This window comes from Paraburkholderia elongata, assembly GCF_013177735.1.
GTDB lineage: Bacteria > Pseudomonadota > Gammaproteobacteria > Burkholderiales > Burkholderiaceae > Paraburkholderia > Paraburkholderia elongata.
In genome coordinates this window covers 69,715-95,998 of the sequence record NZ_WOEZ01000210.1, presented here as the reverse complement: position 1 = coordinate 95,998, position 26,284 = coordinate 69,715, and the positions used below count along the sequence as shown (strand labels likewise).

Sequence of the window (26,284 nt, the reverse complement as noted above, 5' to 3'; positions counted from 1 at the left end):
TCAGTCTCCTAACGGTTGTCGATCGCCGCCGCCACGGTGCGCGTCGAGCGCGTGCTTCATGCGGCGCAGCAATTCTCGGCTCTCGTCACCCTGACTGACGGCAAGTTCGGTGACGAGCACATCGAGCGCCATCATCATCGCGTAGCGCGACGACGATGGCTTGTAAATGAAATCGGTTTCAAAGGCGACAATCGGGATCACCCAATCGGCCAGTTTGGCCAAAGGCGAAGCCGGCGCGGTCAGGGCGATCACAGTCGCCCCGTAGCTGCGTGCGATCTTGCAGTTCTCGACCATCTCGGGCACGCGCCCGGTGGTGGACAGCGCGATCACCACGCACTCGCGCGATACGGTGCTCGCCACCATGCGCTGCAACAAGCCGTCCTGATAGGTCGCGACAGGCCGGCCGAGGCGCACGAGCCTGAAGCGCATCTCATCGGCCAATGCGGTCGAACCGCCGCCCATACCGAATACATAGATCATTCGCGCGGCGCGCAAGGCGGCTGCCGCTTCGGCTAAAGGCGCCTGGCGAAGAAGTTGATGGTTATGCGCAAGCGCGGTTTGCAGTTCGTCGAATACGCGGGTGGCGATCGGCTCGGGTGCATCGGTGGGTCCGCCCGCTTGCAAGAAGCGCTGGCCGACCGCTGCAGCCTGCGCGAGCCGCAGCTTCAACTCCCGCACGTCGCGGCAACCCACCGCCTTGGCAAAACGGGTCACGGTCGCAACGCTCACCTCTGCCTGCTCGGCGAGCGCGCCAATGCTGGCGCGCGATGCGCCGGTCAGATCGTCGAGAATCAGTGCCGCAACCTTCCGTTCGGCCGAACGCAGTTCCGGCGCGCATTCGGCGATGCGCGCGACAATATCGAAGGCCAGCGGTTCGGCAGTTGAATTCATTGCAGGCTGTGGGATGTCTCGCGAAGGCTTACAAAACGCCTCCGGCAAGCTGTGGTACTAAATAACATTTCTTCAAGCATCGTACTTTCGGTAACATAGTAAAGTCAACTTTGATTCAATTTAACTGGACGATGGAGCAGGGAGACATGAAAGTTACAAACTATCAGGGCGCAACGATTGATCCTTATAGCAAGGGCTTGGGCATGGTTCCGGGCACCAGTATCCAACTCACGGATGCCGCGCGCCTCGAGTGGAACCTGCTGAACGAAGACGTGAGCCTGCCCGCCGCCGTGCTGTACGCGGATCGTGTGGAACACAATCTGAAGTGGATGCAGGCGTTCGTCGCGGAATACGGCGTCAAGCTCGCGCCGCACGGCAAAACCACCATGGCGCCGCAACTGTTTCGCCGTCAACTCGAAACCGGCGCATGGGGCATCACGCTCGCCACCGCGCATCAGGTGCGCGCGGCGTATCACGGCGGCGTATCGCGGATCCTGATGGCCAACCAGCTGGTTGGCCACCGCAACATGATGATGGTCGCCGAGTTGCTGAGCGATCCTGATTTCGAGTTCTTCTGCCTCGTCGATTCAGTCGAAGGCGTCGAGCAACTGGGTCAGTTTTTCACGTCGGTGCGCAAGCCGCTACAAGTATTGCTCGAGCTCGGCGTGCCGGGCGGCCGCACCGGCGTGCGCGACGAAGCGCAGCGCAACGCGGTGCTCGAGGCGATCGCGCGCTATCCGGATGTGTTGAAGCTGGCAGGCGTCGAGTTGTATGAAGGCGTGCTGAAAGAAGAACACGAAGTGCGCGAGTTCCTGCAGAGCGCCGTCGCTGTGACGCGCGCGCTTGTCGAGGAAGGACGTTTTGCCCGCACGCCCGCCGTTTTGTCAGGCGCCGGCTCGGCCTGGTACGACGTGGTCGCGGAAGAATTCGTGAAGGCCTCGGAGACCGGCAAGGTCGAAGTCGTGCTGCGGCCCGGCTGCTATCTGTCGCATGACGTCGGCATCTACCGCAAGGCGCAAACAGACATCTTCGCGCGCAATCCGGTCGCGAAGAAAATGGGTGAAGGCCTGTTGCCGGCGCTGCAACTGTGGGCGTATGTGCAGTCGATTCCGGAACCGGATCGAGCGATCATCGGTCTCGGCAAACGCGATTCCGCTTTCGACGCGGGCATGCCTGAGCCGGCGCGCCACTATCGTCCGGGCACCGAAGCGCCGCGCGATATCGCGGCGAGCGAAGGCTGGGAGATTTTCGGCCTGATGGATCAGCACGCGTACCTGCGGATTCCCGCGGGCGCCGATCTGAAGGTGGGCGACATGATTTCGTTCGACATCTCGCATCCATGCCTGACGTTCGACAAGTGGCGTCAGGTGCTGGTGGTCGATCCGTCGTACCGCGTCACGGAAGTGATCGAAACGTTCTTCTGATCTTGACGCAAACGGCGCGCTTCACGGTGAAGTGGCGCGCCGTTCGTGATGCTCATGACGTTCATGACCTCGGCTCAGGTCATGTCATTCGCAACGGCTGCGGCGCTGAATCGGCCGCTCTTTGGTCTGTGAGGTCTAACGTGCCGGGACAGTGCTAGCCGCGTCCTGCGCTTGCGCAGAAGCGGCAGAGTCCGTGCCTGCAGCGTTAGCCGTCGCCGCCACTTCGCCGATCCGCACTTCCAGCATCTTCAAAGCCCCCGACAGCGCGCTCAGCGCATCGTCCGGCAATGCCGCCATCGTGTCGTGCAAAAAAGCGTTGCGGCGCGGCAGGCTGGCTTCAGTCGCCGACTGCCCCGCTTCGGTCAAACGCACATTGGTCACGCGGTTATCGCGCGTATCCATGCTGCGAGCGATCCAGCCTAGACCCTCGAGCGTTTTCAATTGCCGCGTGAGCGCGCCCGGATCGACGCGCAAGCGTTCGACCAGCCGCTTCTGCGACGACTCGCCAGCCTGCTCGTGCAGCGCGAGCAGAATGCGCCAGCGCGGCAACGGCTGGCCGACGTGGGCCTCGAATGCCGACATGAACGCCCGATAAGTGCGGCCGAATTGCTGCATGACGGCGACGCGGTCCTGTTCTTCCATGATCTGTCTGTAAAACGGTAGGGCTAAAAAATCAATCCGCGTGAATCACCGGCTCGAGCTTGCGCTGGAGCTTGATTGGCGGCACACGACGGCTTTGCCACACGGACACCACGGCGATGATCGCCGCCAGCGCGAGACCCAGATGAATCGCCGCGACGAGCGCCTCGCGCGCGCTCTCGAGCAGCATCGCGCCGTTGTGGCCCGCATGCGTCAACTGGCCGAGCAAGGTGGTTTGCGCGTCGCGATTGATCAGGATTTGCGGGTCGCCGAGATCGGGGAACCATTGCGACGCGCGATCGTTTTCCAGCGCGCTACGCACGCCGCTCGCGTACATATGGCTAATCAAAGTGCCGGTGAGCGCAGTGCCGATCATCCCGCCGATCATCCGCAGCGACTGCAGCAGCGCGGTGGCGATACCGAGGTGCTCGCGGCCGGCCGTCTGCTGCGCGAAGATCGTCAGATTCGGCATCACGAAGCCGAGACCGAGGCCGCCGAGCACCATGAACGACATCAGCAGCCATTGCGGCATGGAACGCGTTGCGATGACCACGCCGAGGCACGCCAGCGCCACCAGCGCGAAGCCGATGTACAGCATCAGATTCGGATTGCGCACACGCGAGACAATACGGCCGTTGGCGATACTGCCGATCGTGATGAACACGACGAGCGGCGTAATGACAAGCCCCGCTTCTTTCGGCGACATCCCGAAGCCGCCCTGGAACAGCAACGGCGCGTAGAACAGCAACGAGAACATGGTGAAGCCGCCCAGCACGGCGAGCGTAAAGAGCGCCGCCAGACTGCGATTACGAAACATATCCACCGGCAGAATCGCCGTCGGGCAACGCTTTTCCCACTGCCACAACCCGTACGCCGAAGCGACGCTCAGTGCAAGCAGCGCGAAGGCGCTCAAAGTGACGCCGTGCTTCGGCAACAACTCGACGAACAGCTGCAGCGAACCGAGCGCCACTGCGATCAGCAGCGCACCCGGCCAATCGAGCCGCATCTTGCCCTCGTGCTCGACATGCCGCAAATGTGGGAGGAAGCGCCAGACGAAAAACAGCGACAGCAAGCCGACCGGCAGATTCACATAGAACACCGAGCGCCAGCCGTAGTACTGCGTGAGAAAGCCGCCGAGCGACGGCCCCACCGCGTTCGCAATCCCGAACGCCGAACTCATCAGCACTTGCCAGCGTAGTCGCACGACCGAGTCGGGGAAGAGATCAGGAATGCACGCGAAGGCGGTACCGACCAGCATGCCGCCACCGATGCCCTGCAGACCGCGCGCGAGCACGAGGAACAGCATGTTGTTGGCGGCGCCGCACAGCACCGAAGCCCCCGTGAACACCACGATCGATGCGATCACGAATGGCTTGCGCCCGTAGTAATCGCCGAGTCGGCCGAAGATCGGCACGGTAATCACCGAGGTCAACAAATACGACGTGGCGACCCACGCGTAAAGCTCGAAACCCTTCAGTTCCGAAACGATAGTGGGCAACGCGGTGCCGACCACCGTCTGGTCGAGGGCGACCAGCATCGTGACGAAGGAAATGCCGAGCATCGCCAGTAGCGATTCACGGAAAGGCAAAACTTGCCCACTCGAGTGGTGGGCGGCGGTATGGACAGCCATTTTTGATAGAGCAACAGTTGACTCGTCAAACGATTGGGAATCATACCACGGGGTGATGCTCTAAGCTGGAACCCGCCGGCGCGGTTCACTGCGTCGGCAATCGACTGAAGAATGGAAAACACATGACGCCAGGGAGGCACATGGAGCCGAGTTCGCTCGCAGCACAATCGTTATCGGACGACGACCTGAGCGCGCTGCGACGCGCGAAACACGAACTGGAGAGCCCCGCGCTGGCGATGAAGCTGGCCAGCATCGTCGGCTCGCCACTCGAAAAGCTGCTCTCACGCATGCCGGCGTTTGCTAACGAGAAGGTCACGGACGCGACTGAACTGGCGCTGCGCAAGTGTCTCTCGATTGCACTGCGCACGCTTGGGCGGCAGGCAGGCGCCTCGCCCCTGATCGTGCCCGACAAGCCGAGCAACCTGCTGCACAAGTTCGCCGTGGCCACCACCGGCGCGGCCGGCGGTGCCTTCGGCCTGTTCGCGCTGCCCGTCGAGCTGCCGGTCACGACCACGCTGATGTTTCGCTCGATCTGCGACATCGCGCGCAGCGAGGGCGAGGATCTGACGTCGATCGACACGCAGCTGCAATGCCTAACGGTGCTCGGCATGGGCGGCACCTCGAAAGCCGACGACGACGCCGACTTCGGTTACTTCATCATGCGCGGCGCGCTGGCGCAGGCGGTATCGAAGGCTTCATCCGAAATCGCGACGAAAGGCGTCTCCGCGCATGGCTCCGCAGCTTTGCTACGCCTGCTCAACGCGATCGCCGCGCGTTTTTCGGTGCAGGTGAGCGAGCAGATCGCCGCCAAGTCGATTCCGGCGATCGGCGCGGTGCTCGGCGCGATGGTCAATACGGTGTTCATCGACCACTTCCAGCAGGTCGCGCACGGCCACTTCACGGTGAGGCGACTGGAGCGGAAATACGGCCAGGAAACGGTCGAGGCCGCCTATCAGGCGATGGATGTCACGCTGGATGGCTGAGCGGCCGTGTTGCGCCCGCGCGTTGCACTCGTCACGCGCCGCACGAATGCCGCGGCACGGTCGAGCGCGCGGCCGCCTTCCGGGATGAACGGTGTGAACAACGGCCAGACGTGCGGCATCTTCTTCCACACTTCTAACTCACAGTCGACGCCCGCTGCACGCGCCTTGTCGGCAACGCGTTGCGAGTCGTCAAGCAGTACCTCGGTGCTGCCCGCCATGATGAAGAGCGGCGGCAAGCCGTGCAGGTCTGCATAGACCGGCGAAGCGTAGGGATGTGTCGCGGACGTTTCGCCGAGATAAGGCTTGGCTGCGGGCCCGATAGCGGGACCGCTGAACATGGGATCGAGACCGTCGTTGGTGCGGATGGTGGCGCCGGTAGCGGCCAGATCGGTCCACGGCGAGAACAGCAGGCAGCCTGCCGGCAACGGATCGCCGGCGTCGCGCAAGGCGATTAGCGTAGCGAGCGCAAGGCCGCCGCCTGCTGAGTCCCCGGCGATCACGATCGACTCGTGCGGCGTGCCGTCTGCGATCAGTTGGCGGTACGCCGCGGCCGCATCGTCGAGGGCGGCTGGAAAACGATGCTCGGGGGCGAGCCTGTAGTCGAGGGACAAGATCGGTGCATTCGCACGCGTGGCCAAGCCGAATACGATGGAGCGATGCGTACGCGGCGAACAGAAGTAGTAGCCGCCGCCGTGGCAATACAGCACGGTCGTGCCGTTCCCGGAAGTGGACCCGCCGTCCGCGCGCTCGATCCACTCACCCCGCAGCGGCCGATCTCCCGACCCGTACAATTCACGCAGACGCCAGCCGCCTGGCACGCGCGGCGACCAGACACGTTTGGCCGTCAGCGCACGCGCTTTCTCGACATTGACGCCCGGCTTGAGGGTTTGCGGGCGAAACTGCCTGCGCAGATACCAGCACGCGAGTGCACTTTGCCAGCTCATCGGGACACGCTCCCTAGAGATAGTGTCCCGTCATGGTACGTGCGTTCGCCGCTGTGGCAATGGAAGACGGCTTCTAATCCTGAAAAAGTGCCCGCGCCACCGGGCACGGCTTTCCTTTTGCTTAGTTCGCCGGCAAAACCTGCCCGCGAATCTCGCCCGTCGGATTCTGCTCGGTATGGACGTTGAAGTACCACTGCCCCGCCATCAGATCCGTCACCTGCTGTTCGGTGAGCGCCGCCGATCCTTTGATCGGACTTGCGAGCGCGCCCTTCCCGATCGGCACCTGGATCTTGGCGTTCTGCCCGACCGGCGCGGGACCGTGGAAATGTGCGGCGGTTGCCGGGCCGCTCAGCCCTTCATAGGTAATCGTCCACTGCAGGGACTTGGTCGACGTATCGAACGTGGCGTTCAACATGCCGTGCCCGTGACTCACGCGTGGCGGCACTTCGCTCGACGGTTCGAGGTCGGCCTTCAACGCCACCGTATCCGCAAAGGCGACGCCCGACGCCAATGCCCACACCACCACCGCAAAATTCAGTTTTCGAAGCGCAATCATGGTCTTCTCCGGACTTTAATGCACCGCCGCACCGACATATCGGCCACGCGCGAAGCAACCACATACTAGTGCAAATCCGCCGGACCTGTTTGCGCCTGGGGCCATATGACAAGGGTGCCTTCGCCAGACGCGCGCCCAACAAAAAAAGCAGCGCGAGCGGTGCTTTTTCCTTCCTGCAGCAATGCTTTAGAAGCGGTGACGGATACCCGTGGTCACGACCACCTGGTTCTTGCTCGACGACGGTGCGTCGGTGCCGAACACTTGCGCGCCGACCGTGTTACCGTCCGCGCCGATATCCGCGACGCCTTCGGCGTACAGATCAGTGCGCTTGGACAGCGCGTAATCAGCCTGCAAACCGAATTGGTTCCAGTGGCTCGATCCGTTCGACGTGCCAGGCGTGTGCTGCAACGCTTGCGTGTACGTGTAGGCCGCGCCGAATGCCAGAGCCGGCGTCAGGTTATAGCGCGCGTTGACTTCGTACTTGTTGTAACGTACCGAGGCGTCGTTGTACATATCGAATCAAAGGTGCGGACAAGGAAGTCTCGCTGGTCTGCCCCAGGCGCCGGCATGTGTCCGCGAGGACACACTCGTTCGTCGAATTCACCGTCGACTATTTTCGAAACAGAGCCGGGTCGACGCTTTCATCGATTTTTCCAAACAGTTAATTGCGAATTTTGTGATGAATCTTTTGCGCCGTCCCGGTTATGCTTCCGATTGCGAGAAGTGACTCCTTCATCGAGGGATGTCTCCAAATCTTTAACGCGGCTTCGGCCGCGTTTTTTTTGTCCTCTCGTTTTGTCCTCTCGTTTTGTCCTCTCGTTTTGTCCTCTCGTTTTGTCCTCTCGTTTTGTCCTCTCGTTTTGTCCTCTCGTTTTGTCCTCTCGATTTGCCGCCTAGATTCACTTTCGAGGCCCGCCGCGGCGATCGCCCAAGCGAGGCGCCACGGCGCCGTCTCGCCGCGGTACGGAGCAACGTCATGCAAGCAACGCAGCCTGCTCTTCGATTCCATCCAGCATCGTATTGCACTTGCGTGCCAACGCCAGCCCGTCGCTGCGCAAGCGTTCCGGCGTCTTGACGGTGATGTCCCGCCGGTAGTCTTCCAACGCGTTAAGCAGCGGCGGGTACTGCAACACGCTCGCCGCCCCTGCCAAGCGATGATGCCACTCGCGCAGACGCTCGACCTCGACGCGCTCGAGTAGCGGCGACAACGCCTGCACGTCTTCGCGCACCGAAGAAACGAACGAATCGAGCAACGCCTTAACGGTCGATTCGCTCCCCCACAACTGCGTCATGTGACTCAGGTCGACCGGAACGAATGGCTCAGAGCCACCGCACGCATCCGGCCCTGAAACTGGCGGCGCGTTGACCATTTCAGCGGGTACGGCTTGCCATGCGCTGTCAGTGCCGAACCAACGGCTCAGGTAGTCGCGCAAAGTAGCGAGCCGCGTCGGCTTGACGAGGCAGTCATCCATGCCCGCGTCACGACATAGTTTCAGGTCTTCTGGCGCGGTGTTCGCGGTAATACGCAGGATCGGCAGATGGTGTGCGCCACCCTGCTCCTGCTCCCGGACGCGCCGCGCCAGCTCGTAGCCGGACAGGTTCGGCATGTGGCAGTCTGTGATCAGACTTCCATAGCTGGTTTGTTCGAGCGCGGCGAGTGCCTCGACGCCGTCGTTCGTCACGTCGCAGGCAAAACCGAGCAAGGCCAGTTGATGACGGATCAACTCCTGATTCATCGGATGGTCTTCCGCAACCAGGATCAGCCGTCCGCCGGCAATTGCCCGTTCGCGGTCCGGCGACACGGTGGCGCCTTCAGCCATGCGCGGCATGCCGGCGGACGCGGCGCCATCGACGGCAGCTCCGTCATCGCCGCGGCGCATGCCGCACCGAGACCGCGCCACGAGATCGGGTTGATACTGACGCGAACGTTGTTGTCGAGGATGCGGTAGCCGGTCGGCTTCGGCTTTTCGGTCAGGCAGATGATCCGCGCACCGGACCCGACGCTCGTGTGCACCACCACATCTTCACCCAGGAAAATCATATCCACGCCTGCCAGAGCGGCAGGTTCGCCGAGTTCGGCCACGTCGGACGACACACGGCGCAATTCGAGTCCGAGAGCTTCGCCGAAATGCACCAGTGCCTGCGCGACCCGTGCGTCATCCGTCGCCACAACGCCGCGTTTGCCGCGCAAGCCGCTCGTTCAGTAACGCTGCGATGCCACAGGCATCGTGAGGTGCACAGTCTGCGCGTACCGACCCCAGGTTCGCCGACAATGGTGACGCCGGCATGCATTTCCAGTTCAGCCCGAACCCGAAGCAGAACGAAAGGATGATCATCTGCCAGAATGACTCGAAGGTTCACAAAGATTTTTCTCGGTTGTTGTAGGTGTATTCGGCGAACGCGCAGGGGAAATCCAACTCGCTTGACACTTGCCTTGACGCCCCTCGACGTGAAATCACGTGCCAAGGGTGACTATAAAACCACTACCACAGCCGAGCGAAAATCGGAGAGTCCCGAAACCGGCAGACAATTTGATAGTCCATTGCGGCGCTATCAAAATAGGAATACGTAATTATGTGGATCGAATATACGAGAGTTGTTCATGCAGCATCACAGGCGCGCACCGCCGCCAGTTTGCCAGCGCGAGCCGCGTGTGGAAATACCGGTAGCGCGATCAATGCGCACACACTGGCTACCGCCCACACCAGCGGCCACGAACCCACCGACAACAATGTTGGAATCGCAAGCGGAGTCAAGAACAGCGTGAGAAAGACGCAGGTGTTGCCGATCGCGAGTGCGGTACCTGCGCGGCTCGTCCCTGCGAGCGTCGCGAGTTCCGTGAAGGCAACGCCGTGCCATGCAGATGCGGTTACGCCGCCCAGCACGATCATCAGCGCGAACACCGTCGTCATCGCGGCGTGGTGTATGCCGGCCAACCCCGTCACCAAGGCAAGCGATGCGAACAGCACCGCGGTCACCACACTGCAGCCGCGCATGTAAGCGCGTCGATTGCCGCGCCGGTCGGTCCACGCGCCGCTCCAGACCCGCGCAATCGCAGCGCCCATTTGCACCGCCGCCATCGTCACGCTGAGCGCCAGAACGCCGGCGCGACTGAAGTCGTGAAGGAAGACGGTCCCGAAGGTCACGACGGCAAGCTGCGGCACGCACAATGCGCCGGCGCCGAGCGCCACACGCCAGATGCCGATATCGCGTAGCGGCGAATCCTTCGCCGGCACTGCACCCGCAACTGCCGCGTTGCGAACCGTACCCGCACCATTCCCCTCGGTATGCGAAGGTTCGTGCAGCCAGCACCATGCGAACGCCGCAGTAATCGCGCAGGCAAGGGCCAGCACGGTGTACGCGCTAGCAAAGCCGAATCTCGAGGCGAGCACCGGCAAGATCAGCGCCCCCAGGCCACCGCCGGCCGGCACCGCGGTTTGCCGGATACTCATCGCGAGGCCGCGCTCACCTTCGCGAAACCAGGCCATCACCGCGCGGCCACTCGAACCGTTGACGCTGCCGCCGAGCAGGCCGACCAGCAACAAACCGAGCGCGAGCGTCGCCACGTTCGGCACATGCGCGCCGGACGGCGCCACGAACAACGCCAGCCCGGCTAACGCCGCGGCAGTCGAAAGAAGTCCGAGCAACAGCACGCGGCGGTCGCCCCAACGGTCCGTCAGGAGTCCCCATGGCAACTCGCTGAGCGCAATGCCCAAACCGAGCATGCCTAGCACCAGCCCCAGCCCTTCGTTGCCGAGGTGATAACCCGAACGCAAAAAGACGGCCGTGGTCGGAATCCCGGAGAAAGCCGCCGAAAAACTCGCGTTCGCCGCGAAGCCTACTCCCAACACCTTCCACCGATGGCTCGCTGCCCGCTCACCCGGAAGCCGCACGGCAGCAATCGAATCGTTTCCCATGACAACCCCTGCAATGAATGAATTGGAGGTATCCTACGGCTGGTCCACCCATCGGAAAAGCCGGAAATTCCGATGACTTCCATCGGATATACCGAATCATGAGCCAACGCGGATTCGACCTGACACAGCTGCGCACCTTCGTCGCCGTCGCCGAATCGGGCAGCGTCTCGGCGGGCGCAGAGCGCGTGTTCCTGTCGCAGTCGTCGGTGAGCGAGCAGTTGAAGAAACTCGAGGAGCGCGCCGGCCAGCCGCTCTTTGTGCGCAGCAAGCAGGGGGTGTCTGCCACGCCGGCTGGCAGCCGCCTGCTCGATCACGCGCGCCGCATCATCGCAATGAGCGAGGCGGCGTTCGAAGACCTGCAAGGCCGCTCGCTCGACGGCGAACTGCGCATCGCCATCACGGACTACTACCGTCCGCTCGACATCGCGCGCATTCTCAAGACGTTTTCGGAACAGCACCCGCGCCTGAAACTGCATGTCACCGTGCTGCCGAGCGCCGTGATCGATAGCGACGCCGGCGACGATGCTTCGTATGACATCGGCCTCTCGTTGCGGCTCGTCACCGGTAACACGCGCGCCACCATCCGCCGCGCCGGCGCCGGTACGCAAAGCACGGTAGTGCGGCGCGAGAAACTGCTGTGGGTCTGCGCGGCCGATGCCAGTCCGCGGCCGGCCACGCCTTATCCGCTGGTATTGCTGCCGTCGAGTTGCCAGTTGCAGCGTTTCGTCGTGAAGCTCCTCGACGAACACAAGGTGCCGTATCTGTTGTCGCATTCGGCCTCCGGGGTGGCCGGGCTGCAACTGGCATTGAAGGCCGGGCTGGGCATTTCCTGCCTGAACGAGTCGTCGATTGGCGGGGGCGTGGTGGCCTGCCCGCCGAGCGTCGGATTGCCCGCACTGCCTGCCGTCGAGTTTCATCTGCTGCCGGGGCGAATCGGCGAAAGCGAACGCGTTAGCAATGCGCGCACAGCGTTGATGCGTCTTTTCAGCTGACGCGCCAGGCGTCGATTCACGCGCCGGGATTCATGAATCCCGGCAGAAACATGGAGCAGCGCATCAATCGCATTTCGCGATGCAGCCCACATTCAAACCGGACGCAGAATAAATATTGAAGGCGCGCTAATCGACGCCTATGCTGATCAAGTACGCCTCCGATTGGTCCCTCAATTTTCATTGACGCATCGGATAAATTCCTGCAACCTGCTACACGTCTGCTAAACGCATCAAGCGTTATTACCGCAGCCCGAAAGCCGCCACCCACCGGCGCGCTCAGGCAGATCATTGTTTTGTAAAGCAATTGCATTGCCGTATCTATTCAACACTGCGCCTCCTTAATAAGTGCGTTTCGATTTGCTGTCCATGCAGTCGTTATATACAAGAGCAATTGGCAGGCTTGTCATGCATCGTTCATCGAATCCATGAGCGAACGCGCGAAAAATAAATAGCGAAATAACCGTTCCCCCGACGAGGCTTGGCGTGCATCGTAGAACTATCGGATTTTCGATCCTGCTGGTGTTTTACGTCATGTGGCATGGTGCGGCATTCGCGGCCACTGACGCACCCGGCGCGATGCCCTCGGCCATGGACGAGCGCGTGCGCGCCTGCACCTCGTGTCATGGCGTGCAAGGCCAGGGCCTGAACAACGATTACTTCCCGCGTATCGCCGGCAAACCGGCCGACTATCTGTTCAATCAGTTGAGCGCGTTTCGCGACGGTGGCCGCACCTATCCGCCGATGGGTTATCTGCTCGCCTTTCTGCCCGACGACTATCTGCGCAAGATCAGCCAGTACTTCGCCGACCTGCAACCGCCCTACCCCAATTCCGATCACACCGATGTCGCCCCGGCAGTGCTTGCAGCCGGACAACGACTCGTCACGCAAGGCGACCCGGCGCGCAAGATCCCGGCGTGCATCGCCTGTCATGGAGCACGCATGACGGGGACGCAACCTGGCATTCCGGGCCTGCTCGGCCTGCATGCGAGCTACATCGCCGGACAGATGGGCACGTGGCGCTCGGGCACACGTCACGCGCTTGCGCCGGACTGTATGCATTCGATCGCCGTCAAGCTGACCGACAAGGACATCACCGCGGTATCGAGCTGGCTCGCGCGCCAGCCGCGCCCTGCCAATCCGCGACCCGCGCCGGCGTCCGCAGAGCGGCTGCCTCTCGCATGCGGGAGCCAACCGCAATGAAGCCGACCCTCCGCTCGATCCGCCCTGTTTCGTATGCCATGACGAAGCGCCGTTGCACCGCTGTGTCGCTCGTATCCGGCTTGTTGATCGCCGGCTTGATCGTCGCCGGCAGCGCCGCGCTTCCCCGCGCACCGCGTGCGTTGCTGATCGCTGAAGCAAGCGCCGCCGAAGCCACGCCTGCTGCTGCGACTGCAACTGCAACTGGCGACCAAGCCGACACCCGCCCCGACATCGTCAAACGCGGCGAGTATCTGGCCCGCGCCGGCGACTGCGTCGCCTGCCATACCGCACCGCGCGGCAAGCTGTTCGCCGGCGGCCTCGCCATGGATACGCCGTTCGGCACGCTGTATTCGCCGAACATCACGCCGGATGCGCAATACGGCATCGGCACATGGAGCGAGGAAGCGTTCTTCAGGATGATGCGCACCGGCCGCACGCCGGACGGCTCCATGCTCTACCCCGCGATGCCAATCGCCCAATACACCAAGGTCACACGTGAAGACTCGAACGCAATCTTCGCTTATCTGAAGTCCGTGACACCGGTACGCGAGCCGAACCACAAGCACACGCTGCGCTTCCCGTTCAACCAGCGCAAGCTGCTGTACGGCTGGCGCACGCTGTATTTCCGCGAAGGCGAGTTCCAGCCGGACCCGACCAAATCCGTCGAATGGAATCGCGGTGCGTATCTTGTCGATGGGCTCGGGCACTGCACGATGTGCCACACCAAGATCAACATGCTCGGCGGCTCGTCGCAAAGCGAGCAGTTCGCCGGCGGTCTGATTCCGGTGCAGAACTGGTACGCGCCGTCGCTGACGTCCGACAAGGACGGCGGTCTCGGTGACTGGAGCATCAAGGACATCGTCGACCTGCTGCAGGCGGGCATTTCCGATCGCGGCGCGGTGTACGGGCCGATGGCCGAGGTCACCTATCACAGCCTTCAGTACATGACTGAAGAAGACGTCAAGGCGATGGCCGTCTATCTGAAGACACTGCCGGACAAGCAAGGTCGCAAGTCGGGCCCCTCCGCGCCGACCAATACCAACGTGTTCGCGTTGGGCGAAAAGATCTACGCCGACAAATGCGCCCTGTGCCACGGCGCGAACGGCGAGGGCCAGTTGCAGCACTACCCGCCGCTCGCACGCAACCAGTCGATCGAAATGGACTCCGCGGTCAACCCGATCCGCATCGTGCTCAATGGCGGCTTCCCGCCCGGCACCATGCGCAATCCCGAGCCGTACGGCATGCCGCCGTTCGGTCAGGAGTTGAACGACACCGATGCCGCCGCCGTCGTCACGTATATCCGCACTGCGTGGGGCAACCACGGCCAGCCGGTGACGTCCCGCGAGGTCAACGAATTGCGCAAAGCGCCGCTGCACTGAACCTGAACCGCTGCACCGGAGAATCTCCAGATGGAAGCGAACGATACCCGCAGCGCGGCCCCACCGACGGATGAAGAAGTGGAACGCGTCGTCGCGGCCGGTCCGCATGGCGCGATCGCCGTGGCCGGTGTCGCCACGCTGATTGTCATGGCGATCTGGTTCGGCTTCTACTTTCTTGTCTTTCTGCCGCGCGGCGTCATCCACTGACTATGTCGACTGATTCCAATCACCAACCGGGCAGCGGCCACGAAGTCGCCTTACGCGCCGAGCGCCGCTGGGCGATTTTCGCCACGGCGCTGATCGTTCTGATGCTCGCCGTCATCGTGTTCTCGGGGCTGCATTGGGCGATGATGCCGCCGTCGCGGGTCGAGACGATCGATCCTTCGCGCCTGCAATTGTCCGGCGAATTCGTCGAAGACAACCTCGGCAGCGCCGTCGAGCCAGACGGCTCCGTGGTTGTGCGTTTCATCGCGCAGCAGTATTCGTTCACGCCGCAATGTCTGCTGGTGCCTGCCGACACGCCGATCACGATCCGCACCACCAGCGCCGATGTCGTGCACGGCCTGCTCGTCACCGACACCAACATCAACACGATGGTCGTGCCCGGCTATGTCGCCACGCTGAACACGCGCTTCGACAAACCCGCCGATCACACCATGCCGTGTCACGAGTTCTGTGGCTTCGGCCACCAGACCATGTGGGCGCACGTCAAGGTCATCGACAAAGCCACGTTCTTCGAGCAAGCCCGACAATCACGGAGACTCAGCTGTGTTTCACGCTAAGCGACTCGTTCTCGCGCATTTCTGGCTGGCCTTCATCGCATTTCTGATCGCGCTGCTGCTCGGTGCCTGGCAGATGCTGGTACGCAGCCCGCTGGTGCCGTGGGTCGGCGACCCCGAGCTCTACTATCGATCGGTGACCGCGCATGGCTCGGTGATGGCTTACGTGCTGCCCACCCTGGTGTCGATGGGTTTCGGCTACGCGATCGTCGAACTCGCACTCGCACAGCGGCTCGTCGGTCTCAAATGGGCGTGGGCCGCGTTCATCATGCTGGCGGTTGGCGCGGTGATGGCGATGGTCCCGGTCGCGCTCGGCCAAGCCTCGGTGCTCTTCACCTTCTATCCACCGATGATCGGCAGTCCATTCTATTACCTCGGTGTGGTGCTGGTGGTGGTCGGCTCATGGATCTGGGTCGCGCTGATGCACGTGAATCTGCGCATCTGGAAGCGCGCCAACCCCGGCAAGCCCATTCCACTCGCGATGTTCGCCAACGTGGCGGGCGCGTATCTGTGGGCGTGGACTGCGATCGGCGCGGCGCTCGAAATCCTGTTCCAGATATTGCCTGTTGCCTTCGGCCTAACCAACACGATCGATGCCGGTCTCTCGCGCATCCTGTTCTCGTGGACGCTGCATGCGATCGTCTACTTCTGGCTGATTCCGGCTTACATCGCGTACTACACGCTGGTGCCGCGTGCAATCGGCGGCCGGCTCTACAGCGATTCGATGGCGCGCGTGTCGTTCATTCTGTTCCTCGTGTTCGCGATGCCCATCGGCATTCACCACCTGTTTGCCGATCCGCAGGTCGGCTCGGGCTTCAAGTTCCTGCATGCGGTGTTCACTGGCATGGTGTCGGTGCCGACGTTGCTAACGGTGTTCACCATCTGCGCTTCGGTGGAAATCGCCGGGCGGCTGCGCGGCGGCAAGGGCGCGTTCGGCTGGTTGACCGCGTTGCCGTGGCAGAACCCGATGATGCTGGTGATCGCGTTTTCGTTCGTGATGCTGGGCCTTGGCGGTGCGGGTGGCCTGATCAACATGAGCTACCAGTTGAACTCCACGGTGCACAACACGCAGTGGGTGACCGGGCACTTCCATCTGATTTTCGGCGGTGCGATCGTCATCATGTACTTCGCGATCGCGTACGAACTGTGGCCGCAACTGACCGGCCGTGCGATTGCGTCGGTGAAGCTGGTGCGTACGCAACTGTGGTTGTGGTTCATCGGCATGATGGTGACGACGTTGCCGTGGCACTACGTCGGCTTGCTCGGCGCCCCGCGCCGCATGGCGTACTACGACTACAACATGCCGGGGATGGAATCGCAGGCGTTTTGGGTTGGCATGTCGGCGGTGGGCGGACTGGTCCTGGTGGTGTCCGGCGTGCTGTTCATCTACATCCTGGCGAAGTCGCAATTCGGACCGCAGGTACAGCAACAAAGTTTCCGCTTCGCGAGCGCGGTGCAACCGGTGGAGCGCGTGCCTGCCGCGCTCAACAGTTTCGGCTTGTGGGTGGCGTTGATGATCGGGCTGACGGTTGTCAACTACAGTGTGCCGATCGTTCAGTTGCTCAGATTGCCGCAGACGTCGGTGCCGGCAGTTGTCGTCGGAGCGCAGCGATGAGTCAGGAACGCGTCTTCAGCTTGCGCAACCCGTGGTTCACGGTGGGCCTTGGCGGCACGGTAGCGATTGCCGTCGTGTCGATACTGATCGGCTTCGTCTGGTTACCGTCGGCGAATAGTGGATTCAGTGAGCGTGGCTTATGGGCAACCATTTGCGGCGCCGCGGGCGTACCGTCGAGCTGGTACGGCGGCGCCAATATTGCCGGCCCGGCGCCGAGCGAAGTCGTGGTCTTGCCGCCTTTGCGGCGGGTACGAGCTGACGCGAATTCGATTGGCCGCGGCGCGACGATTGCGACGCAGAATTGTTCGATGTGTCATGGCGTGCTGGGCACAGTGCAGGTGACGGCGCCTGCGTTGGCCGGGCAGTATGCCGACGTGGTCTATAAAGAGTTGCGCGATTATCAGAACGGCGTGCGGCAGAACGCAGTCATGCAGCCGATTATTGCTGCTCGCAGTGAGCAGGATCTGCATGATCTGGCGGCTTATTATGCTTCGCTGTCTCGCGCGCCGGCGGCCGAGGTTTCGCCTACGGGCGTTGGACCGGATGCGAATGCCGTGAAGCTTGCCATGCAGGGTGATCCGCAGCGGAATATCGCGCCTTGTGCGGCTTGCCATGGGCAGCTTGATCGTAAGGGGGCGGCACCCTGGCTTGGTGGGCAGTCTTCTGTTTATCTCGCTGCGCAGATGCGGGCGTTTGCTTCCGGTGCGCGGCATAACGATATTAATGAGCAGATGCGGAATGTGGCGAGGCAGATGACCTCGGCTGAGATCGATAGTTTGGCTAAGTATTATGCTGCTATGCAGTGAGGTGAGGGTTTTGCCCGCTCGGCGCTTGTTCGTCTGTTTGCCTACGGCGTTGGGCTTTGCTTGGCTTTTTTTGCCTGCTCGGCGGGTTTTGTCTGTGCTTTTATGGCGTTGGCCTTTCCTTGAATTGATATTGGATTATTAGCGTCGCCCCTGTGCGGGGCGGGCACTTACTTTCTTTGCCGCCGCAAAGAAAGTAAGCAAAGAAAGCGGCTCACACCGCTAATTCTTAAGCGGGTCCCCTGGCTTGGAGCGGGCAGTGGTGCATCTGGAATCCGTGCCCTCGCACATTCAGCCCGAGTGACAAGGCAGTCATACTTCCGGCGGCGCTACGCGCGCCGAAGAGCACTTCATAAAACCCTCTGCTGCGTTCTCGCGCTCACGCTTCATTGAGCGCTTCGCCGAGGCGAAGCCGACGGCCCCACCACGCCCAAACGAAACCGCTGGTTTCCCATGCATACCCATCCGCGACGCACGCAGTGCGGAGTGGGAGCTGATGACTTCCTTGTCACCAACGCTGAATGTGCGAGGACACGGATTCCAGATGCACCACTGCCCCCTCCAAGCCAGGGGACCCGCTTAAGAATTTGCGGTGTGAAGCCGCTTTCTTTGCTTACTTTCTTTGCGGCGGCAAAGAAAGTAAGTGCCTGCCCCGCACAGGGGCGACGCTAATAATCCAATATCAATTCAAGGAAAGGCCAACCCCGTAGGCAAACAGACAAAACCCGCCGAGCAGGCAAAAAAAACATCAACCCGCGACAACCCCACCCAAATCTCTCATCGCCGGCGCAGCAACAATTCCACCTCGCCGCCCGGCAAAAGAAGAACCCCCACTCCCCGTCTGAAACACAGCCACCGCCAAAGTCAACCTGCGAGCCTGCTCCTCAAGCGAACTAGCCGCCGCAGCAGCCTGCTCAACCAACGCAGCATTCTGTTGAGTCACCTCATCCATCTGCGCAACAGCAAGATTCACCTGATCGATCCCGGTACTCTGCTCAATCGCCGCCGCCGCAATCTCACTCATAATCGAACTCACGCGAGAAATCGCCTCGACAATTTCCGTCATCGTCGAACCCGAGCGTTCAACCAGTTGCGAGCCCGCCTGCACCCGTGCCGTCGAAGCATCGATCAACCCTTTGATCTCCTTGGCCGCCGCAGCGCTTCGCTGTGCCAACGACCGCACTTCGCTCGCCACCACCGCAAACCCACGCCCTTGCTCACCGGCACGAGCCGCCTCAACCGCAGCATTCAGCGCCAGAATATTGGTCTGGAAAGCAATCCCTTCAATCACACCAACAATGTCTGCAATCCGCCGCGAGTCGTCAACGATGCCACGCATCGTGCCCACCACCTGCTCGGTCAGATCGCCGCCCTGTGCCGCCAGGCTCGACGCGCCCTGCGCCAGCGAGCTCGCCTGCTTCGCGTTGTCCGCCGTCTGCTTGACCGTCGAGGTCAGCTCTTCGATGCTGGCCGCCGTCTCTTCGAGCGATGCAGCCTGCTCCTCAGTGCGTTGCGACAGATCGGTATTGCCCGCCGCAATTTCGCTCACACCCGTATCGATCGATTCCGTACCGTGACGCACAGCATTCACCGTCTCGATCAGCGAGTCCTGCATTTTGCGCAGCGCCGCGGCGAGACGACCCATTTCGTTATTGCTCGTCACGTCGATCTGGCTGGTCAGATCGCCATTGGCAATCCGCTGAAACTGCGCAATGGTCGCGTCGACCGGGCTGACAATTGCCCGCACCATGACCGCCCGCCCGATCAAGGAGCCCAACAGCGACAACCCCATGCCGATCGCCACCGCGATACAGATCGCGTAGAACAGGTCCTGCGCATCCTGATAGCGCTGTGCGCCGTGGTCGAGTTGCAATTGCTCGAGCGTAAGCATCGCCTTTTCGTACGCGCTATAGAGCGACGGCAGCTTGTGCGCCTGCAACTGCTCAAATGCGGTCTTGTCGCCGGACTTGAGCGCGGCCAGCGCCGGATCGACGCCCTCGTGCAGGAAGGTGTCGCGCTTGTCCTGCATGTCTTTGATCAGGCGCTGTTCGTCGGCATCCGTGCTCGCGCGGCTCACATAGTGGGCTAGGCGATCGTTCGATGCTTTCTGGTACTGATCAAAACGCTTGAGCACCGCGTTCGCACCGTCCTGATCGTTCAGGTCGACCAACGATGCGTAGGTCGCCAAAGCCAGCCGCAGACGCAGCAGCTGTCCGGCACTGCCTTCGAGGTCGGCGACGGCGGGCGTGTCCACGGTGTACATCTGCTGCAGCGACGCGTTGCTCGAACGCAACGACAACAGTCCGGCAGCGGCGCCGAACAGCAGCACCACGCCGAAGAACACAATCATCAGGGTAAGGCAGGTTCGAATCGACAGATTTTTCAACATCGGGCTTGTCTCCATTGGGCTGCCTGACCGGATGTCCAGAAAATTAGCTTCGGCCACGCGTGCTGCGCCCAAGCCCATACGGCCAGGTTCGCAACTTTTGTTTGAAATTTAAGCGAACGCCACATAAATGGTCTACGGCGGGATTGCAGAAAACTTTATGGTTGATGGCGCAGACCTTTGCGATACATCAACATGCGAGCGAGAGTCAGCGGCCGCTCGCGCACGGGCATTTGCGGGACTAATTTGCGGGACTACCCGGGTGGTCGGCGGGCGGCGGTTGGTAGAAAGTGACGAGGCGCGCGTCCCCGGAGCATTTCTATGTCAGAAATAGGCTCGGCTCTTTTGGTTTTCGCTTTATTGCTTGTCGGAACCGGCCCGGGCGTGTGGGTGCGACCGTTGCTGCCCGAGGAGCATAAGGCGCACGAAACCGTGCAACTCATCCAACTGGTTATCGGCATGCTGGTGACGTTTGCCGCTTTGGTGCTCGGGTTGATGACGGCATCCGCGAAATCCAGTTTCGATACCGAATCGAATGATTTGCGCACCTTTGCGGCCGACCTGATCGAATTCGACACGACCATGCGGGAATACGGTAGCGATACCGATGAGGCCCGGCACCTGTTGCGTGTGTACACCGCGGCCGCAATTGCATCGACATGGCCAGACGAGCCGGCGCCAGCCGGTGACTATCCGAGGAACATCGGAACGCAGGACAACTCGCAGAAGCTGGAGAACGTGCGGCTCGGCGATATGCTGACCGCGGTGGGCAGGCAGTTGCGGCAATTGCGGGCGCATGATCCGTTACAACAGCGCGCGCTCGATGATGCGTTGACGCAATATCGGCGAACTGTGGATGCTCGATGGAAGATCATCGAGGAAGCGCACAGTTCAATTTCCCTGCCATTCTTCATGACGCTGACGTTCTGGCTGTGCGTGATTTTTCTCAGCTTCGGATTGATCGCGCCACGCAATGCGTTGGCGTTGGTCACGATCTCGCTTCGGGCAGTTTCTATTGCTTCTGCCATCTATGTAATTGTCGATCTGGATACGCCGTTCACCGGGCCGATTGTTATTTCCAGTTTGCCGATGAGAGATGCTCTGGAGCACCTCAGGCGGTGAGGCGTTGTTACCGTCGATAGCCGTGGCGTGAGCGCTCAAGACTCTGCATATGTCCATCGACGGTGCGTGACAAAAGAGAGTGGCGGCGTCACGCGGCGTTTGGCGGACCGTCATTCGGCCACGCGCGGCGCCGAGGCGGCGGGGTCGCCGGCGATGCGCCTGCGCAGCGGCCAGTACAGCGCGACCAGCACTGACGCGGGCTCGGCGTCGCCGTCCAGCCCGGTTGGCGGCCACTCGTGCGGCGCCGGTGTCCACATCGTGCCGAACAGGCGATCCCACAGCGGCAACATTTGCGTGAAATTCTTATTGAAATGTTCGGCTCGGCGAGAGTGATGCAGCCGGTGATATTGCGGGTTGTTGACCCATGTAACGACGCGACCGAGGTTGATGCGCAGGTTCATATGCGCAAAAAAGTTGACTGGCAAAAACACCAGGGCGGCGATGCCCGCGATCGACGGATCGACCTTGAACAGCACGCCGACCAGCGGAAACAGCAGGAAGCCCTTGAGTAGCGCCTCAAACCAGTAGTGGCGCGTGGTCACGGTGACGTTCAACGATTCCGCGCTGTGATGCAACGAATGCATGCGCCACAGCAGCGGCCACGCATGTTGCAGGCGGTGAAACAGATATTCGAGCAGGTCGATCGTGAGCACGAGCGCAAGAACCGATACGAGCACGCCCCAACCGTGGGCCGGCAACACGATCAGGCCGCCTCCCAGCAGGTTGACGATCCAGACCGAGGCGGCCATGGTCAACGGCCGCGCGGCCTGACCCAAGGCCGTATAGATGGCTGAGTATGCGAGGTTCAGACGGATGGCCGCCCTGGACTGCAGACGCTGTACCGGCCGGCGCGCCTCGATCAACGCGCCTACAATGAACAGCGACAACACGACCTCATAGCCGAACCACCATTCGCATGCGAAGTGCCACAGCGCAGGAAGCGGATTGGACGCAAGCATGGATTTCCTCGATAGATATAAGGCCGGCTTCTTGCCTGGCCGCCAGCGACTGACGTTCAATGTCCTTGCGACCGGATCTTCTTTCGCTCGAACCAATCCAGACGCGAAAAATCGGACCGAATCCCCGTCGAGAAACAGAACGTTCTCGATAGAGAGAATGCGACGACTCACAGATATCCCCACCCTATCGATACGTCCAGCGGCGGTGTGTGACAAAAGTGAGCGGAGTCACTGCGCAGACGACCATTGCAATCCCTATCCACGGACCCGCTCCCGCAACCTGCATGAGGTACGACACCAGTCCGGCCAAAGCCATACCGCCAAGCGAAACGACGATGAATCGCCAGACGTTCCTGAGACGAAGCGAAGACGAAAAGCTCCAAAGCGTGTTCACCAGATATGACCAGCACGTCGCGCAAGCGAACGCTACCGTGTTCGCCAGCGTCGGCGACGCGCCGGCGTACGACATCAGCACGACGGCCACGATGATATGCAACCCTGTCGCCAGCAGTCCGCAGACACCGAAGCGGACCAGTCTTATCAACTCGGTGCGGGTTGTCATAGCCGCGTCACTTCACCGTCAGCACAGCGAGTAGCGAAACTCCGCACGGCAATGCGCCATGTGAAACCCAGTGGCGCTCCGCGCTGAAGACCCGGTATAGCAGCGTATTCAGCACGCCGGCCGGCGTGGCATCGCCGCTCGATCTGTCGCGCTTGAGCAGACGATCGATAAAACGCACGGCAATCGCCAGCGGAAGCAGCAGCGTGTTGAAGTACGTGATGCGTTCGATGCGGTATCCGGCTTCGTTCGCACACGCCGTCAGCGTCGCTCGACTGTAGCGTCTGTGGTGCTGAAGAAACACGTCATGCGCGCTCCATAACCATTGATAGGCCGGTACCGTCACGACGATCTTTCCGTCGGGAGACAGTATTGTGCGCATGCGCGCCAGCGAACCGACGTCGTCGGCGATGTGCTCAAGGCAATCAAAAAAACAGATCAGGTCAAAGCGTTCGCCGTCGAACGGCACATCATCGGGACAACGCCCTGCGCGAATGTCGAAGCGCTCACCGGTGCTTTTTGCGGTTAGCCTCCGTGCCGTTTCGTCCATTTCAATTCCACTCACACTGCCAAATTCCGCCAGCATCTCCAGGTTACCGCCTGTGCCTGAGCCCACTTCGAGCACGCGCGCTCGGGACGGCAACGCGAGGCGGCGCAGTATCGAGCGCAACACATCGCGCCGGCCGCGAAACCACCAATGTTCGGCCTCGGTTTCGGCCATCTGCAAATAGGCATCCGGGAACATGATTTATGCCTCCAAGACTCAGCGGGCAGCGAACCGCACACGCTGGGCATTACGCTTGCGTGAGCCTTCGAGCCGCAGTGTGTTCGACGTGCGCGAATTGTTGCGCCCGACGGGCAGCGTGCTGACCTTGCTCTTTGCCTGATAGCGTCGGCGCACGAGATAGACTGGTCTGCCCTTCGTCTCGTAGTAGATGCGCCCGATATATTCGCCAACCACGCCGATGCCGATCAGTTCGATACCGCCCATGAACAGCATCACGGAAAGCAGCGACGCATAACCGGGGACCGGGTTGCCGAACCACAACGTGCGGCCGATGATGAAACCGCCATAGAGAAAAGCCACGGTGGCGATCGCGAGGCCAATATAGGTCCAGCTGCGCAGCGGCACGGTGCTGAAGCTCGTGATGCCTTCGAGTGCGAAATTCCACAACCGCCACCCGGAAAATTTCGAATGGCCGGCGCTGCGCGGCTCGCGCTGATACTCGACAATGACAGTCCGATAGCCAACCCACGCAAACAGTCCTTTCATGAAGCGCCGCCGCTCAGGCAAGTTTCGCAGTGAATTGACGACCTGGCGGTCCATCAGACGAAAGTCGCCGACGTTTTCCGGAAGCTTCACTTCGGACAGTGCGTTATGAACGCGATAGTAGATCGCGGCGGCGGTGCGTTTCGCGAAGGTGTCGCACGCACGGTTGGTCCGTTTGGCGGCCACCACTTCCGCTCCTTGCCGCCAGTGTTCGACCATAACCGGAATCAGGCTCGGCGGATCCTGAAGGTCCGCGTCAATCGGGATCACCGCGTCGCCGCACGCTTCGTCGATACCAGCGGTCAGCGCCGCCTCCTTGCCGAAGTTTCGCGTCAGGTCGATTACACGTATGCGCGCGTCCCGCACGCTGGCAGCGATCAGCTTGTCAAGGGTTCCATCGGTGCTGCCGTCGTTGATGCAGACGATTTCGAAGCGCGTCAATGCAATCCCTTCGAGAACCGGGACGATCTCGCTGAAGAAGTGGCCTACCGCGTCGCATTCGTTGTAGAACGGCACCACCAGTGAAATCAGTGGCCTGTTGTGTTGCTCAGACATGGCTACCTCCCCGTTATTCTGATTTGACACGCTATGCCGGATGAACGCGGGCGAATGGCTTGCAAATCGCGTACGCTCATCTCCGACGTTTCTCTGTCTTGTGCAATCCGGCCATAGGCTCGCGGCGAACACAATGTCCTGCAATCGAAAGCTTCGACGGCAACGAGAGCGATGCGCGACAAGCTATGATCGCGGTCCATCGCGCACGTACACGACGGCAACGCCGTCCGCATACAGACGCCGCCATTGCGGAAGCGCATCGACCATATCCAGCGTGGTACTGTTCGCGCTCAGGATCGCCCATCGAATTCCGTACTTCTCTACTAGCCGCTCAAAGGCAACGCGGTTCGGCGTCAAGGCGACCATGTAGTTTGCAAAAAAATCATCCCCGTACATGTCGGCGCGGCCATCGATGAATGGTTTGATATTCTTGAATATCAAATAGCCGCCGAAGTCATAACTGTTGAGGACAGGCTCCCGCAAAATCTCAGCCGGCACATGATTTAGCGCCGTGATCGGCGACACGTGCTCATCGGTACGCACGAGAGGATGCGCCAGACGGAGTGTCGTCAATAGCACCACGCAAGCCAACCCAACGACGGTCCAGCGTAACGAGGCGAGGCGGCTCGTGTTTCCATGCTCGTTCCCGCCGAAAGCCTCGCCAAGGGGCCTCGCCAGTATTAACGCGCCCACGACGCCGGCGAGCATTTGATGCCGACTGTGCTGAAGCGCAAGATGCAGCAACGCGATAAGCGTGAGCAGCCGGGGAATCGGCAACCGGATCCCCCGCGAAAACGCGATGTAGAACGCCGCCATTAGCGCTAGCTCCAGCGGCTCAAGCGTCTGAAAGTTCGTTGGGCTCCACTCGCCGATGAGCGAGAGATGCGGCATGCGTGAGACCTGAAACGGGAACAGCAGTCCATGCCAGCCATTCGGCGTCAAAAGCGATACCCCAGTTGCCGCTGCGCAGAACACGCCCCAACTGCGTGCAATCCGGGCTCGGTCCACCTTCGTCGCAACCAGTGCTTCGAGTGCGATCGGCAAGGTAAGCGCAAGGCCGAAAACGAAGCTGCTATGCAAATTTGCCCAGATCAGCATAAGTGGAAGCAGAAGCAGCGATGGCGCCGCGCCCCTGTCCTTCGCCAAAAGTAGGCCGGCGGACCAAAGCACCACGACCGGCAACACGAGAATGTGCGGACGCGCAAGCAGGCTCGGGCTGACACATGCGGCTGCGAGAACAAAGACGACCAGCGCAGCCGGTTGATTTAACCAGCGTCGAAGGAAATGCGCCAACAGTCCAAATGCCAACGCGGTTGTGGCGCCATAGAGCATGACGATGCCGTTCCAGGCGCCAGCCTTGTAGGCGAGCGCCATAAGAACTTCGGACAGCCACTCGTGCGCTACCCACGGCGCTCCGGCGGCCGTATACGAAAACGGGTCTGCGTGCGGGACCGAGCCGTTCTGAAGCATCCAGTTGCCCGCTGCAATGTGCCAGTAGGTATCGCCATCATTCAGAAACTGCCGCGCGAACAGGACGATGCCATAGCCGATTAACGCGACAACGATCGGGAAAGGTACTCTGTCCCATGAATCGGAAATCGTTCGCCTTTCGATAATGAATGCATTCTTCACTTGAGTCCCCGGTCCGTTTCTATGCTTTGTTTTGTCCTATCCCCAACAC

General features: G+C 61.3%; 22 protein-coding genes and 2 pseudogenes. 10 read left to right on the top strand and 14 right to left on the bottom strand.

Going from position 1 to position 26,284, the window contains the following annotated elements; all coding sequences use genetic code 11:
- The gene (locus GNZ13_RS37580) at positions 1–891 is read right to left on the bottom strand and encodes a MurR/RpiR family transcriptional regulator (RefSeq protein ID WP_172174377.1); all 891 of its coding nucleotides are present in this window, start codon (positions 889–891) and stop codon (positions 1–3) included.
- Positions 892–1,037: 146 nt separating this feature from the next.
- On the opposite strand from GNZ13_RS37580, the gene GNZ13_RS37575 reads away from it, so the two are divergent.
- Positions 1,038–2,315 carry an amino acid deaminase gene (locus GNZ13_RS37575; RefSeq protein ID WP_172174374.1) on the top strand — a complete coding sequence of 426 codons (1,278 nt, stop codon included), beginning with the start codon at positions 1,038–1,040 and terminating at the stop codon, positions 2,313–2,315.
- A 135-nt stretch (positions 2,316–2,450) separates the two neighbouring features.
- On the opposite strand, the gene GNZ13_RS37570 is transcribed toward GNZ13_RS37575, so the two are convergent.
- Both GNZ13_RS37570 and GNZ13_RS37565 read right to left on the bottom strand, forming a co-directional pair.
- Positions 2,451–2,957, bottom strand: a complete 507-nt coding sequence (locus GNZ13_RS37570; protein WP_172174371.1) for a MarR family winged helix-turn-helix transcriptional regulator — start codon at positions 2,955–2,957, stop codon at positions 2,451–2,453.
- Positions 2,958–2,988: 31 nt separating this feature from the next.
- Positions 2,989–4,584 (bottom strand): MDR family MFS transporter, encoded by a 1,596-nt coding sequence (locus GNZ13_RS37565; RefSeq protein ID WP_172174368.1) that lies wholly within the window; start codon positions 4,582–4,584, stop codon positions 2,989–2,991.
- Positions 4,585–4,724: 140 nt separating this feature from the next.
- On the opposite strand from GNZ13_RS37565, the gene GNZ13_RS37560 reads away from it, so the two are divergent.
- A complete protein-coding gene (locus GNZ13_RS37560) occupies positions 4,725–5,567 on the top strand; it encodes an EcsC family protein (protein WP_172174365.1) in 843 nt (280 codons plus the stop codon).
- Here the strand turns inward: GNZ13_RS37560 and GNZ13_RS37555 are convergent.
- From GNZ13_RS37555 to GNZ13_RS37535, 5 genes and pseudogenes are all read right to left on the bottom strand, one after another.
- Positions 5,537–6,511, bottom strand: a complete 975-nt coding sequence (locus GNZ13_RS37555; protein WP_172174362.1) for an alpha/beta hydrolase — start codon at positions 6,509–6,511, stop codon at positions 5,537–5,539. The genes GNZ13_RS37560 and GNZ13_RS37555 overlap by 31 nt on opposite strands.
- A 121-nt stretch (positions 6,512–6,632) precedes the next feature.
- Entirely contained in the window at positions 6,633–7,067 is a 435-nt protein-coding gene (locus tag GNZ13_RS37550; RefSeq protein WP_172174359.1) for a CHRD domain-containing protein, read from the bottom strand.
- A gap of 186 nt (positions 7,068–7,253) precedes the next feature.
- A pseudogene (locus tag GNZ13_RS37545) lies at positions 7,254–7,565 on the bottom strand (porin); the annotation flags it as partial.
- 476 nt (positions 7,566–8,041) lie between these two features.
- Positions 8,042–9,338: pseudogene (locus tag GNZ13_RS37540) on the bottom strand (response regulator); the annotation flags it as partial.
- A gap of 329 nt (positions 9,339–9,667) precedes the next feature.
- Positions 9,668–10,984, bottom strand: a complete 1,317-nt coding sequence (locus GNZ13_RS37535) for an MFS transporter (protein WP_172174353.1) — start codon at positions 10,982–10,984, stop codon at positions 9,668–9,670.
- 98 nt (positions 10,985–11,082) lie between these two features.
- On the opposite strand from GNZ13_RS37535, the gene GNZ13_RS37530 reads away from it, so the two are divergent.
- From GNZ13_RS37530 to GNZ13_RS37500, 7 genes are all read left to right on the top strand, one after another.
- Positions 11,083–11,976, top strand: coding sequence for a LysR family transcriptional regulator (locus GNZ13_RS37530; protein WP_172174350.1), 894 nt, complete (start codon positions 11,083–11,085; stop codon positions 11,974–11,976).
- Between the two features lie 483 nt (positions 11,977–12,459).
- Positions 12,460–13,176, top strand: a complete 717-nt coding sequence (locus GNZ13_RS37525) for a c-type cytochrome (RefSeq protein ID WP_172174347.1) — start codon at positions 12,460–12,462, stop codon at positions 13,174–13,176.
- A complete protein-coding gene (locus GNZ13_RS37520) occupies positions 13,173–14,555 on the top strand; it encodes a c-type cytochrome (RefSeq protein WP_172174344.1) in 1,383 nt (460 codons plus the stop codon). Before GNZ13_RS37525 ends, GNZ13_RS37520 begins: the two co-directional genes overlap by 4 nt.
- A gap of 30 nt (positions 14,556–14,585) precedes the next feature.
- The gene (locus GNZ13_RS37515; protein WP_167378501.1) at positions 14,586–14,762 is read left to right on the top strand and encodes a hypothetical protein; all 177 of its coding nucleotides are present in this window, start codon (positions 14,586–14,588) and stop codon (positions 14,760–14,762) included.
- Positions 14,763–14,764: 2 nt separating this feature from the next.
- Positions 14,765–15,337, top strand: coding sequence for a cupredoxin domain-containing protein (locus GNZ13_RS37510; protein WP_169485467.1), 573 nt, complete (start codon positions 14,765–14,767; stop codon positions 15,335–15,337).
- Positions 15,324–16,949, top strand: coding sequence for a b(o/a)3-type cytochrome-c oxidase subunit 1 (locus GNZ13_RS37505; RefSeq protein WP_172174341.1), 1,626 nt, complete (start codon positions 15,324–15,326; stop codon positions 16,947–16,949). Before GNZ13_RS37510 ends, GNZ13_RS37505 begins: the two co-directional genes overlap by 14 nt.
- Positions 16,946–17,755 carry a c-type cytochrome gene (locus GNZ13_RS37500; RefSeq protein WP_172174338.1) on the top strand — a complete coding sequence of 270 codons (810 nt, stop codon included), beginning with the start codon at positions 16,946–16,948 and terminating at the stop codon, positions 17,753–17,755. The genes GNZ13_RS37505 and GNZ13_RS37500 overlap by 4 nt, the downstream gene beginning before the upstream one ends.
- Before the next feature lie 745 nt (positions 17,756–18,500).
- Here the strand turns inward: GNZ13_RS37500 and GNZ13_RS37495 are convergent.
- Entirely contained in the window at positions 18,501–20,141 is a 1,641-nt protein-coding gene (locus GNZ13_RS37495; protein WP_172174335.1) for a methyl-accepting chemotaxis protein, read from the bottom strand.
- Between the two features lie 318 nt (positions 20,142–20,459).
- Between GNZ13_RS37495 and GNZ13_RS37490 the strand changes: the two genes are divergently transcribed.
- Complete coding sequence (locus tag GNZ13_RS37490) at positions 20,460–21,260, top strand: bestrophin-like domain (RefSeq protein WP_172174332.1); 801 nt, start codon at positions 20,460–20,462, stop codon at positions 21,258–21,260.
- Between the two features lie 110 nt (positions 21,261–21,370).
- On the opposite strand, the gene GNZ13_RS37485 is transcribed toward GNZ13_RS37490, so the two are convergent.
- The 5 genes from GNZ13_RS37485 to GNZ13_RS37465 all read right to left on the bottom strand — a co-directional run bounded on the left by GNZ13_RS37485 (position 21,371) and on the right by GNZ13_RS37465 (position 26,235).
- Complete coding sequence (locus GNZ13_RS37485; RefSeq protein WP_172174329.1) at positions 21,371–22,219, bottom strand: sterol desaturase family protein; 849 nt, start codon at positions 22,217–22,219, stop codon at positions 21,371–21,373.
- A gap of 184 nt (positions 22,220–22,403) precedes the next feature.
- Positions 22,404–22,781, bottom strand: a complete 378-nt coding sequence (locus GNZ13_RS37480) for a GtrA family protein (RefSeq protein ID WP_172174326.1) — start codon at positions 22,779–22,781, stop codon at positions 22,404–22,406.
- Between the two features lie 7 nt (positions 22,782–22,788).
- On the bottom strand, positions 22,789–23,523 hold the full coding sequence (locus GNZ13_RS37475; protein WP_172174323.1) for a class I SAM-dependent methyltransferase: 735 nt from the start codon (positions 23,521–23,523) through the stop codon (positions 22,789–22,791).
- An 18-nt stretch (positions 23,524–23,541) separates the two neighbouring features.
- Positions 23,542–24,603 carry a glycosyltransferase gene (locus tag GNZ13_RS37470; protein ID WP_172174320.1) on the bottom strand — a complete coding sequence of 354 codons (1,062 nt, stop codon included), beginning with the start codon at positions 24,601–24,603 and terminating at the stop codon, positions 23,542–23,544.
- A 183-nt stretch (positions 24,604–24,786) separates the two neighbouring features.
- Entirely contained in the window at positions 24,787–26,235 is a 1,449-nt protein-coding gene (locus GNZ13_RS37465) for a hypothetical protein (protein ID WP_172174318.1), read from the bottom strand.
- Between the last annotated feature and the right edge of the window lie 49 nt (positions 26,236–26,284).

What these genes read in the sequence shown, in the direction of transcription:
- GNZ13_RS37480 (WP_172174326.1), bottom strand. Translation starts at nt 22,781, where the DNA reads ATGACAACCCGCACCGAGTTGATAAGACTGGTCCGCTTCGGTGTCTGC.
- GNZ13_RS37530 (WP_172174350.1), top strand. Translation starts at nt 11,083, where the DNA reads ATGAGCCAACGCGGATTCGACCTGACACAGCTGCGCACCTTCGTCGCC.
- GNZ13_RS37565 (WP_172174368.1), bottom strand. Translation starts at nt 4,584, where the DNA reads ATGGCTGTCCATACCGCCGCCCACCACTCGAGTGGGCAAGTTTTGCCT.
- GNZ13_RS37490 (WP_172174332.1), top strand. Translation starts at nt 20,460, where the DNA reads ATGTCAGAAATAGGCTCGGCTCTTTTGGTTTTCGCTTTATTGCTTGTC.
- GNZ13_RS37495 (WP_172174335.1), bottom strand. Translation starts at nt 20,141, where the DNA reads ATGTTGAAAAATCTGTCGATTCGAACCTGCCTTACCCTGATGATTGTG.
- GNZ13_RS37485 (WP_172174329.1), bottom strand. Translation starts at nt 22,219, where the DNA reads ATGCTTGCGTCCAATCCGCTTCCTGCGCTGTGGCACTTCGCATGCGAA.
- GNZ13_RS37580 (WP_172174377.1), bottom strand. Translation starts at nt 891, where the DNA reads ATGAATTCAACTGCCGAACCGCTGGCCTTCGATATTGTCGCGCGCATC.
- GNZ13_RS37510 (WP_169485467.1), top strand. Translation starts at nt 14,765, where the DNA reads ATGTCGACTGATTCCAATCACCAACCGGGCAGCGGCCACGAAGTCGCC.
- GNZ13_RS37570 (WP_172174371.1), bottom strand. Translation starts at nt 2,957, where the DNA reads ATGGAAGAACAGGACCGCGTCGCCGTCATGCAGCAATTCGGCCGCACT.
- GNZ13_RS37470 (WP_172174320.1), bottom strand. Translation starts at nt 24,603, where the DNA reads ATGTCTGAGCAACACAACAGGCCACTGATTTCACTGGTGGTGCCGTTC.
- GNZ13_RS37575 (WP_172174374.1), top strand. Translation starts at nt 1,038, where the DNA reads ATGAAAGTTACAAACTATCAGGGCGCAACGATTGATCCTTATAGCAAG.
- GNZ13_RS37500 (WP_172174338.1), top strand. Translation starts at nt 16,946, where the DNA reads ATGAGTCAGGAACGCGTCTTCAGCTTGCGCAACCCGTGGTTCACGGTG.
- GNZ13_RS37475 (WP_172174323.1), bottom strand. Translation starts at nt 23,523, where the DNA reads ATGTTCCCGGATGCCTATTTGCAGATGGCCGAAACCGAGGCCGAACAT.
- GNZ13_RS37560 (WP_172174365.1), top strand. Translation starts at nt 4,725, where the DNA reads ATGGAGCCGAGTTCGCTCGCAGCACAATCGTTATCGGACGACGACCTG.
- GNZ13_RS37550 (WP_172174359.1), bottom strand. Translation starts at nt 7,067, where the DNA reads ATGATTGCGCTTCGAAAACTGAATTTTGCGGTGGTGGTGTGGGCATTG.
- GNZ13_RS37535 (WP_172174353.1), bottom strand. Translation starts at nt 10,984, where the DNA reads ATGGGAAACGATTCGATTGCTGCCGTGCGGCTTCCGGGTGAGCGGGCA.
- GNZ13_RS37555 (WP_172174362.1), bottom strand. Translation starts at nt 6,511, where the DNA reads ATGAGCTGGCAAAGTGCACTCGCGTGCTGGTATCTGCGCAGGCAGTTT.
- GNZ13_RS37520 (WP_172174344.1), top strand. Translation starts at nt 13,173, where the DNA reads ATGAAGCCGACCCTCCGCTCGATCCGCCCTGTTTCGTATGCCATGACG.
- GNZ13_RS37515 (WP_167378501.1), top strand. Translation starts at nt 14,586, where the DNA reads ATGGAAGCGAACGATACCCGCAGCGCGGCCCCACCGACGGATGAAGAA.